Annotated in this window: 13 protein-coding genes; 4 read left to right on the forward strand and 9 right to left on the reverse strand. The window is 47.1% G+C overall.

Annotated features, from left to right (window positions below; genetic code table 11):
• Nucleotides 1-22: 22 nt before the first annotated feature.
• Nucleotides 23-901 (forward strand): EamA family transporter RarD, encoded by an 879-nt coding sequence (rarD, locus tag PSE6802_RS0108960; RefSeq protein ID WP_019499717.1) that lies wholly within the window; start codon nt 23-25, stop codon nt 899-901.
• Between the two features lie 28 nt (nt 902-929).
• Here the strand turns inward: rarD and PSE6802_RS0108965 are convergent, their stop codons facing one another.
• On the reverse strand, nt 930-1,556 hold the full coding sequence (locus PSE6802_RS0108965) for a TetR/AcrR family transcriptional regulator (protein ID WP_019499718.1): 627 nt from the start codon (nt 1,554-1,556) through the stop codon (nt 930-932).
• Nucleotides 1,557-1,775: 219 nt separating this feature from the next.
• Here PSE6802_RS0108965 and PSE6802_RS28320 point away from each other — a divergent pair, with 219 nt between their 5' ends.
• Entirely contained in the window at nt 1,776-3,401 is a 1,626-nt protein-coding gene (locus PSE6802_RS28320; RefSeq protein ID WP_019499719.1) for a phytoene desaturase family protein, read from the forward strand.
• Nucleotides 3,402-3,463: 62 nt separating this feature from the next.
• Nucleotides 3,464-4,288 (forward strand): 4-hydroxy-tetrahydrodipicolinate reductase, encoded by an 825-nt coding sequence (gene dapB / locus PSE6802_RS0108975; protein WP_026103182.1) that lies wholly within the window; start codon nt 3,464-3,466, stop codon nt 4,286-4,288.
• On the opposite strand, the gene PSE6802_RS0108980 is transcribed toward dapB, so the two are convergent.
• A complete protein-coding gene (locus tag PSE6802_RS0108980) occupies nt 4,280-4,519 on the reverse strand; it encodes a gas vesicle protein GvpG (protein ID WP_019499721.1) in 240 nt (79 codons plus the stop codon). The genes dapB and PSE6802_RS0108980 overlap by 9 nt on opposite strands.
• Nucleotides 4,520-4,544: 25 nt before the next feature.
• Between PSE6802_RS0108980 and PSE6802_RS0108985 the strand changes: the two genes are divergently transcribed.
• On the forward strand, nt 4,545-5,669 hold the full coding sequence (locus PSE6802_RS0108985; RefSeq protein ID WP_019499722.1) for a quinone-dependent dihydroorotate dehydrogenase: 1,125 nt from the start codon (nt 4,545-4,547) through the stop codon (nt 5,667-5,669).
• Here the strand turns inward: PSE6802_RS0108985 and PSE6802_RS28325 are convergent.
• From PSE6802_RS28325 to PSE6802_RS0109020, 7 genes are all read right to left on the reverse strand, one after another.
• A complete protein-coding gene (locus tag PSE6802_RS28325; RefSeq protein WP_036945945.1) occupies nt 5,595-7,247 on the reverse strand; it encodes a cyclic peptide export ABC transporter in 1,653 nt (550 codons plus the stop codon). The two genes, PSE6802_RS0108985 and PSE6802_RS28325, sit on opposite strands and share 75 nt — an antisense overlap.
• Before the next feature lie 32 nt (nt 7,248-7,279).
• Nucleotides 7,280-8,740 (reverse strand): SagB family peptide dehydrogenase, encoded by a 1,461-nt coding sequence (locus PSE6802_RS0108995; protein WP_019499724.1) that lies wholly within the window; start codon nt 8,738-8,740, stop codon nt 7,280-7,282.
• Between the two features lie 17 nt (nt 8,741-8,757).
• A complete protein-coding gene (locus tag PSE6802_RS0109000; RefSeq protein WP_019499725.1) occupies nt 8,758-10,989 on the reverse strand; it encodes a TOMM precursor leader peptide-binding protein in 2,232 nt (743 codons plus the stop codon).
• 149 nt (nt 10,990-11,138) lie between these two features.
• The gene (locus PSE6802_RS0109005) at nt 11,139-12,164 is read right to left on the reverse strand and encodes a prenyltransferase/squalene oxidase repeat-containing protein (RefSeq protein WP_019499726.1); all 1,026 of its coding nucleotides are present in this window, start codon (nt 12,162-12,164) and stop codon (nt 11,139-11,141) included.
• Between the two features lie 13 nt (nt 12,165-12,177).
• Nucleotides 12,178-13,263, reverse strand: a complete 1,086-nt coding sequence (locus PSE6802_RS0109010) for a hypothetical protein (RefSeq protein WP_019499727.1) — start codon at nt 13,261-13,263, stop codon at nt 12,178-12,180.
• Nucleotides 13,264-13,700: 437 nt separating this feature from the next.
• Nucleotides 13,701-13,991 (reverse strand): Nif11-like leader peptide family natural product precursor, encoded by a 291-nt coding sequence (locus PSE6802_RS0109015; protein ID WP_019499728.1) that lies wholly within the window; start codon nt 13,989-13,991, stop codon nt 13,701-13,703.
• 517 nt (nt 13,992-14,508) lie between these two features.
• Nucleotides 14,509-15,051, reverse strand: a complete 543-nt coding sequence (locus PSE6802_RS0109020; protein WP_026103183.1) for a Uma2 family endonuclease — start codon at nt 15,049-15,051, stop codon at nt 14,509-14,511.
• Nucleotides 15,052-15,099: the final 48 nt, after the last annotated feature.

The following is a 15,099-nucleotide window of genomic DNA, read 5'->3' on the forward strand; positions in this document are numbered from 1 at the left end:
CGATCGCGCATGGCAACAATTCATGAATTCGCAACGGCTTGGAATCCTGTACGCAGTTTTAGCCTATGGCATTTGGGGACTTTTCCCAATTTATTGGAAACTCCTGGATGCAGTTCCCGCTACCGAAATTCTGAGCCATCGCGTCATCTGGTCTGGATTTTTGCTGCTGGGAATTGTCACGCTCCAAAACCGTCGGCAGGACTTGGCTAAGGTTTTCTATGCCAAACAATGGCTACCTCTATTCGGTTCCGCCAGCATTTTGGCATTCAATTGGGGATTGTATATTTATGGCGTGAATAGCGATCGCGTCGTTGAAACTAGCCTGGGATATTTTATTAATCCTCTCGTTAACGTGCTGCTGGGTGTCATCATTTTGCGAGAACGGTTGTTTTGGGGACAGTGGATGGCAGTGATTCTGGCTGGTGTCGGTGTCGGCTATTCAATCTTCAGCGTCGGGCAAGTCCCCTGGATCGCTTTGGGGTTGGCATTTTCATTTGGATTCTACGGACTATCGCGCAAGTCGATCCCGGTTCCACCATTATTGGGATTGACAGTGGAAACCTGTTTGCTAACTCCTGTAGCGCTGATTTATCTGGCGTGGCAGGATAATCAGCAGTTTGGGGGGAATGCATTTATAACCTTATTGCTGATAGGTTGCGGAGTTGTCACATCCGTGCCGTTGTTTTGCTTTAGCAGCGCCGTGCAAATTCTGCAATTGTCTACGATGGGTTTCTTCCAATACATTGCACCAAGCTTGCAACTAATGTTGGGAGTTTGGCTGTACCGCGAACCATTTACCAAAACAAACGCGATCGCCTTTGGTTGCATTTGGACTGCGCTAGCACTTTATTCTGGAATTTCCTTATTCAATCGTAAAAACGAATCCAAATCTGCGGAGTAGGCAAAGGTCGCTACCCCTAGAGATATTTTTATACATTACAAATCATGCCCGCTAATCCATTAATTAACATTTGCGATGAGAATCTCAAAAATGCTTCGAGTTCTTCACCTCGACCCACCTGTAACTTGTTATCCAGTGCCAGTGTGGATTGACCGTGCACCAGCGACCACGCAACCCGCGCCATATCAATTGTATCCGCTGCACGGAAGATTCCAGCCGTCTGACCTTCCTGGATCGTGCTTACTAGCACCATAAATGCCTGCCGTGAAGCTTCTGCAAGCGCGGTATACTTGCTGAAATTGCAACGATAGTCTCCAAACATTAATCGATAGTGCAAGGGATTTGCTAAGGCAAAATTGACATAGGCAATTCCGATCGCTTCCAGGCGATGAGATGGGTCAGATGGAGCTGCTTGTCTCGCTGTTTCCATTGTAGTTCGCAACGACTGAAACCCTTGTTCGGCAACTGCTGCCAATAGGGCTTCTTTATCCTCAAAGTGACGGTAAGGGGCATTGTGAGAAACTCCAACCCGCCGAGCAACCTGGCGGAGCGATAAATCGTCGATCCCTTCCTCACCGATGAGAGCGATCGCCGCATCAATCAGGCTTTGCCGTAAATCTCCGTGGTGATAGGTGTTTCTTGTTGCTAATGCCATAGATGTCTTTCTCTAGAGGGGATTTATAGCTATAGCCAGCAGGCTGAGAGCGCTGTAGAGGGACTATCATTGGGTGGGGACAGTGCCCCACACCCCGCGTACTAACACATCTGCCTATAGCTACCCAAAATTTTAGCTCAATATGTTGACATTGACAACATAGCTAGTTTACCATAATGTTGTCGTTGACAACATTAGCATTTCTTTGTAGGAGGAGCTATGGTCGCGCCGACTCAACAGCAGACGTTCGATGCCATTGTAATTGGCTCTGGAATTGGTGGATTAACGGTTGCAGCCCTGCTATCAAAGCTTTATCGCAAAAGTGTTTTAGTCCTGGAACAGCATTTCACCGCCGGAGGGTTTACCCATACCTTCGAGCGCAAGGGAAAATTTCATTGGGATGTAGGGTTGCACTATGTTGGAGATATGGGTGAGGGCGGTACTGGAAAAGCAGTACTTGACTATCTCACCAATGGCAATTTGCATTGGCAGAAAATGCCCGACCCTTTTGAGAAATTTGTCTATCCCGATTTCACCTTTGAGGTGCATTCCGATCCCGATCGCTTTCAAGCCGATTTGATCCAGCGCTTTCCTCGCGAGCGGAAGGCTATTCGGCGATATTTTAGTGACGTTCAGAAAGCGGCGTTTTGGTTTGGCGCACACTTGATGTTGGAGCTATTTCCGGTATGGTTGCATCCCCTACTCAAGCGCACCGTGCGTTATTTTGGTGCCATTGCCAGAGAAACGACTCAGCACTATTTAGACAGAAATTTTCAAGATGCCCATCTCAAAGCGTTACTGGCCTCCCAGTGGGGAGATTACGGCTTACCGCCATCGCAAAGTTGCTTTGGCATTCATGGTGTAATTGTGGCCCATTATTTCAATGGGGGATGGTATCCCGTAGGTGGAGCGCAGGCGATCGCGCAATCCATTATCCCCGCGATCGCGCAAGCGGGCGGTGCCGTCATCACCCAACGCCGAGTCACGGAAATCTTGCTGGAATCAGGGGTGGCGGTGGGAGTGAAAGTCCAGAACACGGCACGTCCCGAGGCAGAGTTGGAAATCTACCACGCTCCCATCGTGGTATCCGACGCTGGGGCTTTCAATACTTATTTGAAACTGATTCCATCCAGCTACCCGCTGGCTGAGCGCGCGGAAATTCAAGCATTCCCAAAAGGCAGCAGTATGTTGACAGTATACCTGGGATTGAAAGAGAGTCCGCAACGACTGGGGTTTCAGGGGGAAAACCACTGGATTTACACGACTTACGACCACAATGCGATTTTGCAAGATCCGTCTATCTCTTCTGAGGATTTACCCAAATTCTGCTATCTCTCATTTCCATCGCTCAAAGATCCACTGGCGAACGGACATACAGCAGAAATTATCGCTCATGTTGACTACGACTTCTTCTCGCAGTGGCGAGAGAAGCCCTGGAAGCATAGAGGAAAGGATTATACGGAACTGAAAGATCGGATTGCCCGCTCCCTAATCCAACTAGTCGAGAGTCACTATCCCGGTTTTCAAGATGCGATCGAGTATGCAGAACTCTCGACCCCGCTGACGGTGGAACACTTTGATGCCAGCGATCGCGGTACCATCTATGGCATTCCCTGCATTCCCGAACGCCTGGATCGATCCTGGATTGGGGCAAGAACGCCGATTAAAAACCTGTATCTGACCGGAGCCGATGTCTTTTCACTCGGCATTATGGGAGCGATGATGGGTGGAGTGAAAACAACAGGTATTGTGAATGGTGGATTTAGCTTTTTTAAGATTATGTCAACTATTATGAGAGAGTCGGCTTTACACCACCGCGATCGCAAAGTAAAAGCGTACCGATGATGCATTTTTTGATACGCTACAAAAGTTATTTGCAAATCCGGGTCACTGCAACCCGAGCGCTTATGTCTAATGAAAACTTACCGATTCCTGTAATTGTAGCAGGTGCGACTGGCAAAATGGGGCGCGAGACGATTAAAGCGATCGCCCAATCGCCTGACATGACTTTGATTGGTGCGATCGGGCGCAAGCATGTGGGCGAGGATATCGGCGAAGTAGTGGGCTGCGGCGCACTGGAAATACCCGTGACGAGGGATTTGGAAGTATTGCTGGCGCAGGGCGCGCAGGAAAAGCAATATAGCGTCATGGTGGACTTTACCCATCCCAGTTTGGTATACGAACACATCCGCTCGGCGATCGCCTATGGCGTGCGTCCTGTCGTGGGGACAACTGGCTTAACACCCGGTCAACTCAAAGATCTCGCAGAATTTGCCGATAAAGCCAGTATCGGAGCAGTAATTGCCCCTAATTTCTCAATTGGCATGATCCTGTTGCAGCAGGCAGCGATCGCCGCCTGTCAGTATTTCCAACACGTGGAGATTATCGAGCTGCATCACAACCAGAAAGCCGACGCTCCCAGCGGCACTTCCCTGCAAACAGCGCAAATGCTGTCGGAGTTGGGTAAAACCTACAATCCAGCCCTGGTGCAAGAAAAAGAAAATATTCCAGGCGCACGGGGGGCAGTGGTGGGCGAAAATATCCGCTTGCATAGCGTGCGCTTACCCGGACTGATCGCGCACCAGGAAGTTATTTTTGGCGCGGCAGGTGAAACCTATACGCTGCGCCACGACACCAGCGATCGCGCTTCCTACATGCCCGGTGTATTACTGGCGATTCGCAAGGCGATCCAACTCAAAAACCTCGTGTATGGCTTAGAGAAGTTACTCTGATTCTGCATCCATGTCAGCATCCATTTGCGCGGCGAGTTTCTGTAAAATCTCATCTTCCTGGGTAATAAAATCCTCCTCTTCGATCTCGCCTAGATCGAACTTAATTTGTAAAGCAGTTAATTGTTTTTGCAGATTCTCTTTTTGATCTAACTCCGCTAGTGCCCGTTCTTCAATCTGTTCGGCCAACCAGATCGTGCTATCTAGGGGCCAGGTTAGTAGTTGCCATACCATAGGGGTTCGCCTTTACTAAATGCATATGCTCGATCGATTCTATCAATATAGCCTCAGAAACCTATTATTTGCGCTCGACCCGGAAATTGCACACAAAGGCGCGATCGCTTTTTGTCAGGCACTCAGCAATTCGCCATCGCTGCGATCGCCCATCGCAAAGCTCTGTTCCTACCAACACGACTACCTCCGTCAAACATTGTGGGGAATCGAGTTTGCCAACCCCGTCGGTCTGGCGGCGGGATTTGACAAGGACGCGATCGCGCCCAATGCATGGGCTTGTTTGGGGTTTGGTTTTGCCGAGATGGGTTCGATTACTTATCACGCTCAAACGGGAAATCCACAGCCCAGGTTATTTCGCTTGTCAGGCGATCGGGCCGTACTCAACCGCATGGGATTTAACAATCGCGGTGCCATAGCAACGGCGGCATATTTGCGCGATCGCTTAGCAAAGCATAAACTCGATGTTCCATTGGGGATTAATCTGGGTAAATCCAAAATTACACCCTTAGAGGAAGCAGGAAATGATTATCTAGAGAGTTTTAAATTACTCAAAGACTGCGGCGATTATTTTGTCGTGAATGTTAGCTCTCCCAATACGCCCGGTCTACGGGATCTACAAGCGGTAGGGCAGCTACAGGGGATTCTCTCAATTCTACAGGTGGAGAATAATAGTGCGAAACCGTTACTCGTGAAAATCGCACCCGATCTGGCTGATGATGATATTCGACAAATTGTCAGTTTATGTTTATTGCATCGAGTAGCGGGAATTATCGCCACGAACACATCGATCGCCCGCAACAATCTCTCCACTCAAATTCTCTCTGCTACGGGTAAACCAGTCGCAGAAGAAGCAGGTGGTATTAGCGGTCAACCGCTCAAAGCTCGCTCGACTGAGGTAATTCGGCTGATTTATCAAGCTACATCGGGCAATCTACCGATTATTGGTGTAGGAGGTATCTTTACAGCCGCTGATGCCTGGGAAAAGATTGTAGCTGGAGCATCGCTGGTGCAAATCTACACAGGTTGGATTTACCAGGGGCCGCTAGTCGTGCGGCAGATTCTCGAAGGATTGGTGCTAAAGATGCGAGAAGCTGGATTTAGTCGCATTAGTCAAGCGATCGGAAGCGCTAACGACCTGACCGTAATCTAGTCTCAGGATCTGGTCGGCTACGCCAAAATATTTCTCGTCATGGCTAATTACTAAAACAGTTTTGCCTTCAGCCTTGAGGGTTGGTAGAAGTTCTTCGTAAAAAGTCTTTTTAAAGATGGGGTCCTGGTCAGAAGCCCATTCATCGAATAAATAGATAGGGCGATCTTCTAGATAAGCTGTCAGGAGTGCCAGGCGTTTGCGCTGTCCCTGCGATAGATTTGTCGTTGAGAGCTTGCCATCTTCAACCTTGACTTTGCGATCTAGTTGAAGTTTAACCAAATATTCCTGCACTCGCTCGTCAACTTGCGGCAGTCCTAGGAATCGTTCAAACAAATAAAAATCTGAAAAGACTACGGCAAAATGCTGCCGATACCATTCTCTATTAGCATCATCGATCGCTCTACCATCAAGCCGAATTTCTCCAAATTCGGGAATGTATAACCCGGTTAGTAACTTAGCTAAGGTTGATTTACCGCTACCATTTCCGCCAACGATGAAAACTAGTTTACCCGCACTTAATGTCAGATCGATTGGCCCCAGAGTGAAGTTACTGTCGTCGCGTTCCTTAAAGTAGGTATGGGTAACTCCCAATAGCTCCAGCTTTTGCCAGGATGCACCAGATGCAGATACGCTACAAACTCCAGGCTCAGCACTTTTCTCCAGGAGCAGTCCGAGGTCAGAGATTTTAAGTAAAGCAATCCTGGCTTTCCCCCAGTTAGGCAGCACGCTCAAGATTTGCCCCACGTAGGGGCCTATGTAAATGAATGTGAGTACATAAGCCGACAAAACCGAGCGAAAACTTGGTTGGAGGCTAGGCATCAGAAACAGCAATATGCCCATGATGAGAAACTGTAATGCTTGTCCCCAACTGGCTGCCCCAATGTAGATGGTCATTCCAGCAATTTTATGTTTTTTTACAGTAGCAGCAGTGAGTTTTAAATCCTCATCGAGAAATGCCTGACGACGATCGCTATGCATTTTGAGTTCCTTGATGCCCTCAGTCATAGCGCGGAAGTGTTGGAATAGACGATCTTGATGCTGGCGGGCTAATCTGAGTTGGGCGATCGCTTTTGTCTGAAGGAACTGAAAGCTGACGATGCCCAGTCCTAGAAAGGCTAGCAGGATAAGAAAGAGCGTTCCTGAAAGCCAGATTAAATAGAGAAGACAGCCGCTTACCAAGGCAATGTTAATGCAGACAAAAGGAATGAACGTAACAAAGTTCGATATTGCCTGGATATCCTCAGTCAGGGATGCTAGCAGTACTGGTGTACCCATGGTTTCGAGCTGACGGAGCGATGAAGCCAGAATGCGTTGACTTAAAAGCATTTGAAGGCGACAGGTCATTTCCTGTCCGAGTCGAGTTAGAGACACCTCCGAGATGAAGCGAGTTATTAGTTGAATGCAGCACAACCCTATAAATCCCCCGATCTCCAGAAGAGAAGGTGGCTGAGATTGACGCATCGCTGTAGCGATGAGAGCGATCAGAAAGACAGTACAGCCACCACTAATTATTCCTGCGATCGCGGCGATCGCGACCGTAGTCCAGGAGGCTTGTAGCAATTGTCTAACAAAATTCACAGCTTTGTTCCTTTTAAACGAGTTAGTCGGCTTCATCTACGAGGAGCGATTGTGGATTCGCAATCTGGAAGTGACGAGCCTTGTATCCGACTACCCAAAGCAAACTCTCCGATAGACGTTTCGGCGTAATAGTCACATCCTGTCACCTTCGCAAATAAATCGGAATTGCCACCTCCAAGACCGCAAGGAGCTAATCCCATAGCTGTTGCCACCAGGTACATAGTTTGGTACAGAACCCCGACGTTCTTGAGCATCGCTGCATAAGCCATCGATTCGTACTTCCAAGCTATCCTTTGAAAACGGGCGGCGATCGCAATCAGAACTTGAGGCATACCTTGCTGCCCCATCGATTGCCAAGCATTTTGGAGTAGCGCGCCTACAGTTTCGGTTCTGTCAGAAATCCGGTACAGTTGATGTGCTAAAGGATCGTAGTGATATAAACCAGAGTCAATTCCCTCACAACGGTTGACTATGGGGTAAAGTTCTAGTTCGTATAGTGCCCCTCCACCGGGATAAGGACGGCGAGTAATTTCTCCATGCTCTTCCTGCTTCAAGTGTTTGACTCTAGCACAGCGGTAGAGAAACTCTCCTAGTTGTTGGGCAGCGATCGGAGTTTCTCCGTACTCCCGAATTGACTTTCTTGTTTCTAGAATCTGAGTCAAGGATACCTCCGTCGTTTTGAGGATTTCCAGATCGGGTTTATATAGCGCGATCGCTTCCTCGGACATCCGAGGTTTGATCGCAGGCAATGGCTCAATTTTGCCTAAAAAGCGATAAGTTCTGCCGAAAGGATTGGCATGTCTCCCTTGCCGGCTGCGGCTATGAAACAGAAGGTCGTGAAATTCCCATTGGGCGAGGGTAGTATTGGCTTGTTCCTGGATAGTACCGTCTTCACTCACCTCAGAGAGCATTTGGGCACTTAGAAGTAGGCCGATCAACTGCTGCACTGTTTTTAGGGAAATTCCTGGAACTGCGGCCAGGATGTCATGACAGCTTTGAGGTCTGGCTAACTGCATCACCAGGGCTGCCCCTTGCCAATTCAGTAATAGCACTTGCGATCGAGACAGCGGTGACTCCAGTACCAGTTGCCCTTCAACCGAGTGGCAATAGGCAAAGCGGGAGAGCACATATCTGGACTCGACAACGACCTCAGTATAAGGAAATTGATAATCTGCAGTGATGGGTATGGCAATGGCGATCGGCATCCCTTCTGCTAAGGCTGAATGACAAAGCCAGCCGCAGTGGGTGAATCTTTGCAGGTAGGTATAAAACCGGAGTGCAAGAAAATTTCCACCGTCCTGTTCTACCATTTGACTCAGTTCTGACAAGGTGGCACCCCCATCTGCCAGCGTCCTGAGCGCTGTTTTCAATCCCGACTGTACCTGTTTAAAGGTCAAAGCATGGGTTGAGGATTGGAGAATGAGCCGATCGGGTTCGTCTGATTCAATGCAGGAAATGTCTTGTTTAAGAGATAGGAGGAATTGCTGTGACATATGAACGATCCTTAGATTTAGAAAAACATCGGTATGGGATTGAGTTGTTCTTCCGTCAGAGGTTCTGGCAACCAACCCATGTTCGCGGGAACTTCATACAGCCGCCCTGGAGCAAACCGATTCCAAAAGTGGCGCATTCCAGGAACGATTACCTTGACGACGTTTAAACCAATATCTGGGCGGGTTTGGTCGAGGACAAGGGTTTCCATGCCGTGTCGTGCGGCAATGTCTACGCAGGTGAGTACGTCTTGTCGGAGGTCGTCATGACAGTATTGTGGATAATCTGAGTAAACTTTCGCAGAAACCTGGCGATCGCCCACCAGGTAAGGCTGGTTTTCTAATGTGGCATTCCTAAGCCAATACTGCCAATCTGGATCGTCAGGCACGGCTTTACCATTGTCCAGTTCGATGCCCAATGTTTGGTTCATCTCAGTAACCGCCCTGAGCACGGCAACTTTAGCATCGAAATGAGTGCCAAAGCCCAAAAGTATCTCCTCAGAAGCTCCTTGAGTGCGTCGGGAAATCGCAGCAAAGCAAGGAATATTCAGATCGTTAGTGATATCCAACACCCAGAGATCGCGGTATTGAGTTTGGTAATAGTCTTTCAGGTCTAACAGGTAGGGGTCATCAAAACTGTCTAAATCCACAGCGGGTCGTCTGATGCGGTTGTACCACCATAACGCCACGCAATCCCGCTCTACCAACTCCATAAATCCCTGAAGAATTGCCTCTTCCAGGGTATTGCCCGCTGCGTTACCGTTGGAATCTCCACGGCAGAAACGATGGTCTTCGGGAAGCAAATAGTCATAGTAACAGTAAGCTGTCGGCAGATACTTGAACTGTTGGTGAGTCAACGACCAAACAGGTGTCCACTCAATTTCTGTTGCCTCATCAAAAGGAGCAGGTACCCAGGCAAAGCGACCATGTTGTGAGTTCCATTCCTGGCGATTTTGATACTGATTGGCACTAAACAGCATACAGGTATTGGGATGAATGGCAACTGACTGCAATTGTGCGTAAGTGCCTTTGATGCGGATTTCATCACCTGTGAAAATACCAGAGTATCGTTCGATCGCTTCGCAAAGACCGCTTGCTTTGGATTGCCGATCGGTTTTCCCCTTGCCAGCACTGTTTTGACGTAGACTGCTACGTAGATCGGCTAAACTACCCAGGTTTTTTCTCAGCGAGTGAACGGCACTGTAAACGTGAATTAGATCGCTGTCAATCTTCTTTTTGGGAAGAGCGCGGACTACTCCCGTAATCGGGCTGATATGATGTTCGTATTTCTTAAGCGTCTGCTCTGGTGTGAAACAGCGATGGCCGCCATCTGTGGTGAATCGCTTCTTCTGACTTTCGATCGCGATTGGTTTTGGTTTGCGATCCTCAAAAGCAGCTTTTTCTCCACAAGCTGGACATTGTGGACGTTTAACTAAAACGTGGTGCTGCATGGACAGTGAGGCTAGATCCAATGTCAACAAGTTGCCCTCTAGCTGTTCGTGGTTTCCCTGGGCTATCCATTTGGCAACTTCCGCTGCTGCCAAATTTACGCCAATCTGGAAGTGGGTTGGTAAAATCGAGCGAGAGGTGGGAAAGGGATCGGCAATTCCTTTTTGCTGACTGACGACAGTTTCGACTTCACGATTGGTCTGCAGGCGTTGAGCTAGACATTGCCAACAACCCGTTTGACCCGGAACAAAAATTGGCCCAACCCAGATGGTTGCACCGACAGGTTTGACCAGCATCCAAGGCTTTTGGCTGCGTAAGGATTGGGAGTTAAACTCACCTAAACCCGGTTGTAGATAGTCATCAGTCAATACAACGGTGAAGTCTCCATCGTTGCTAACTTCGATGTTCAGAGATTCTAACGCAGAGATAAACGGTTCTGTTTTCACTTTACCGAAGGCAGTTACAGAAACTCTGGTATTTTGAAGTTTACTAACGGCTATTCCAGGCTCTATGCCCTGCAAACTCCAAAAGGCTGCTACTTCAGTTGGGATGTCTACAGCCTCGGTGAGATAGCCCTGACTTTCCAAGTTGGTTAATGCGTGATAAATCCCAAGCAGCGATCTATGTGCTTTTAGCCGCTCAACAATTTCATCAACTGTATGCTGACCGTTTAGCAAGGGAGCTAACAAGGTATAGAAGTTGCCACTCAAAGCAGAATGCCCTTGCTCGCCCATGAGATAGACGGTACTTGGTTCTACAACTTCAATGTGGAAGTGAGGCTTAAACTGGGGTTTTTTAAACATAAATTACTTCTCTGAGATTTTGGGTTTTGAAAGTTATATCCGAACTTATAGCTGTAACCACTAGGCTTAGGACGGGGTACAAGGGTAGAACCCTGCAGCCCCCCACCCTCTGTCCTAACAAATCTGTCTACAGCTATAAATGCGATTAATTAGGGATGACAAACGTTTTTCTCAACAGCTCGATATTTTGCCAAAGCTTCAATACAGAGAGCAGTTGTTAGCTCCTCAGATCCCCAATAACCTGGTAGCCAATTTCCGGTTTCTCCTGCGCCTTCAGTCCAAAAGCAACCAGTTACCATAGCGATTTTTGACCAAGCTCCATCTTCTTGCTGGCGCTCCACAAGACTCTGAACTGCGCGATCGAGAATGGTTCGATCGCTATACTGATAGTTGAGCAGCGTACAAACCGCAAGAGCAGTACTCAGATCGTCACCAAAAGAACCATCTGCTTGTTGCAAGGAAATCGTTTTGTTTGAGACAGCGTCTCTTGCATCCTTAAGTCTGCGCGCACCCTGAAAATATGCTCTAGACATGAAATAGTAAAGGCATAAATCGCTGAGATAGGAACGATCGGAACCCTTTTCGCGATCGCTCAATACCAGATCTTGCAAATAATCGCAGACTGCCTTAGTTTCATCGCAATCGCCCAGGTAAAATAGCACGTTAGCATTAACTACACTATCAACCCAATTATTTGGATGTCCGGGCGGTACGATCCAAGTATAAAAAAGTCCCCGTTCGTTTCTATTATTGAGAAGAATTGTTTGATTAGAACCAAACAGAAATGAATAAAGTAAAGGAGAATAATACTGCTTTAAAGTGAAGGCAATGCAGGCAGTATCGTCTAAATCAAGAGGAAGTCTCTTGTGCTTTGGGTTTCTCGAAGACCAAAATCGCCACAGACCCAGTATTTCTTTCTCCTCCACAAGGAATTGGACTGCTTTTTGGGTTATTTCCTTGACTTTTGGATCTTCTACAAAACTGATACAATATACAACCAATGCTGTGACAAATGGCGAGCTATCAAATACACACCGATCTTTAATCCTTTCATCAGTGGAAAAGTAGGTTTTAATTTCGCCGTAAGGCAGTTGATTTCGAGCGATAAAATTGAGTGCCTTTGCAATAGCAACATCAATCTGATTTCTGTTTGCTACTATCGATCTATTAGTCATGGTGTCTCTTCTCTCATTTTGTAATACTTTGTATAGGAGATTTGGGGGCTAATTGCTTCTTCCCAGTCAGGACATCAGAAGCAAACCAGTTATGCCCAAAAGCTAGATATCCTTTGGCTTCCAATGGCATACCTGGTTGATAGATCAGTTTTATATGGCTGACCTTTCGCCAAAAGACGCTAGACGCTCTAGCACCTAAGAAGCGATCGCCAACGCTAATATTACTGGGCCATAGGTCTGGAACAGATGGTTTCTGGGACAATCCAGGCCAAGTCAGAAAAGCATTTTTCTTAGCTGGAGTACACGCTCCTTTTTCAATCAAATAGTCTAAGAATTGCTCCCATCGCGGTTCGGCATAGGGCTGCTTATCCAGAAAACATTCCAAACCAATTCTAGGCAGAAGAGTATCTCCCATATCAAAACTTAGGATAACTGTATCGGCGAACTCTGATACAGTCGATACGAGAGTAGAGAATGTATGTATTGAATCTGCCCAGCCAATTTGGATTAGGTAATCTAATACTTGATTTGGAGAAATCCCCTGGACATTCACCCTAACAGCTTTGGCTACGCGAGATAACATGGCTCCGAGATGGCTAATCGTTGTCCCAACAGGTAAAAAATCAGCACAACGGCGCAGATTCGACTCAAGTAGTGGAGAAATCTGAAGGTTAAGGAGCCTGACCATTTGCAGTAGTCTTTCAGCATCAAGAGGATTGTCCTCTCTAAATTGCAGGAAGATAGAGGGAGTGGGAACTTGAGGCATCCGTTCGTTCACGTCAAATTCCAGCCCAACATTTCTAATCTCTTGTTGCAGTGAAGAGTTGGGCTTTGTCCAATTCTGATAAAAGTCTTGCAAAAATTGCCATGCTGGAGCGATCGAAAAACTTTCTGGCAATTTCCGATCGAGGCAAGGGAGACGGACTTGGAAATCAACTCCCGATCGATCTGCGCCCAAACGACATTCAAGCCCAGCCAAAGACGAGGAAGGTAAAACTTGGCTGAGAGACTGGATGCGGGACAAAGCTTCGGGAGAAACCAGGTCGGGATGTAGTTGGGAGACGACGATTTTTAGGTAATTTTCCATAGAATAGTTCATATAGTTTACTCCTGTTTGAGATGAATTGCCGACCCTGGAACTTCCAACTGAGATGGAGATGCCGCGTTACCATTTCAAGGGTTTCGGCTAAAATCTTTATCAAAAAAGTCAAATAAAATGCTCGCTAGGGAGGCTGAAAATACGCTGAGAGTATTACCAGTGTTCAACGCCTTAAGTGTTATAGAAATTCTAAATGAATCGCAAATGGTGAGTGGGAGTTGTGTTGCCGCACTGAGATTCCACATCTACTCCCATTCATCAATTAGAAAGGAGCGTCTATTGAGTGATGCAAAATTTGACTGCTCGTAAACGAGAAGGGGGGTGGGGGCCAACAGTTACGTCTACCTTCCGTACGTACCCCCAAGAAGGGGGTATACCCCTTCACCCCATAAATAAATCTCTTTTAGATCTGAAAGACGCTATACCGATCGCAAAATTTAGTAGCAGGCACTTAGCGTATATGTGATCGGCACATCCTCACCTTCATCATCATTGGCCAGAGCCTCAATCCACTCATTCCCAATGGCAACTTCTATTGCCATTGCAGCTAAGACTTCCTCTTTAGTGAAAAAGTAGCCTTTCTCCTCTCCCAACTTTACAGCTAGTTCGCCAAGACTATCTGGATCTGTTGCTGCTTTAAGCCGTTCTTGCAGCATTGGGTCTTTCAACAGTTCCAGGTAAAACTGTTCGAGGTTGGTAGTTGACTGGGTTGTAGTTGTTGTAATCATGTGGTTTCTCCTTTGAGAAATCGAGTTTTATCAAACATTAGGTAGAATTAGAACATTGATTAGTCTAAAAAAGATACATACATACTCGAACGCCGAATAAATTTATGAATTGATATTAATCACATAATTTGGGTATTTACCATCACTGATATAGCTATAGCCAACAGGCTTAGGACGGGGTGCAGGGGTTCCACACGGCAGTGGCTCTAGGGGGAAACCCCCAAGACCGCCCTGCCTCCCCTGCGTGGGGGCGCAGCCCCCACACCCCCTGTCCTAACAGATCTGTCCATGACTATAATCAGAATTCAGGCGGTAGCAGAGGAATGCTGGAAATTTCAGTACAGATATAGAGGAATGGCACTGAAATAAGATGGGGCGATTAGCTAGCGTAGGCTTGATATGAAATCGCAGAATCTGTAGGGGTAGCGCCCCCGCGTCTACCCTTCACGCATTGGGACTTTATCAGGCTTATGTTGAAGCGTCTTGCTGATGCTTCCCAAAATCTCAACTGAACTCTTTAAGATAAAAGCCGATCGACAGAAACGGAAATATCCGCAAAAGCAAGAGGCGCGATCTTTCCTCCCACAAATGCACTTTCTTCACTGTATTTACCATCTTGAGGATACCTGAATACAATGACTTGCTTGTCAGATAAATCTAAAACCCAATATTCCTGAATTCCAGCATTAGCATAGATTGCGGCTTTGAGTTCCAGGTCTTTCTTTAAGCTTGTTTTAGCTACTTCTACTATCCAAAAAATATCCTGAGGGGTGGGATGGCGATCGCTATACAATGATTCTGGCAGCCGCACAATGGCAATATCTGGTTCTGGTTCCGAGTCAGACAGCGTAATGGGGCCATTAAAGCGAACATCGGCTTTACCAGATAATAACTCCTCTAAATATTTGGTACTGCGTTTGGCTGTGGCATAATGAATTGGAGTTTCTGGACTCATTTCAATTATTTCGCCTCTTAGTAGTTCTACATGGCGATCGCGCAGAATGCCCGCCTCAATCATGGAATGATAATCATCTACAGACCATTTAGCTAGTGTATTCATAATCCATTCCCAAGTTAGATTTCACAGTGCGATCGTGTATTAGCATTC

Source organism: Pseudanabaena sp. PCC 6802 (genome assembly GCF_000332175.1).
In the GTDB taxonomy this organism is placed as follows: domain Bacteria; phylum Cyanobacteriota; class Cyanobacteriia; order Pseudanabaenales; family Pseudanabaenaceae; genus PCC-6802.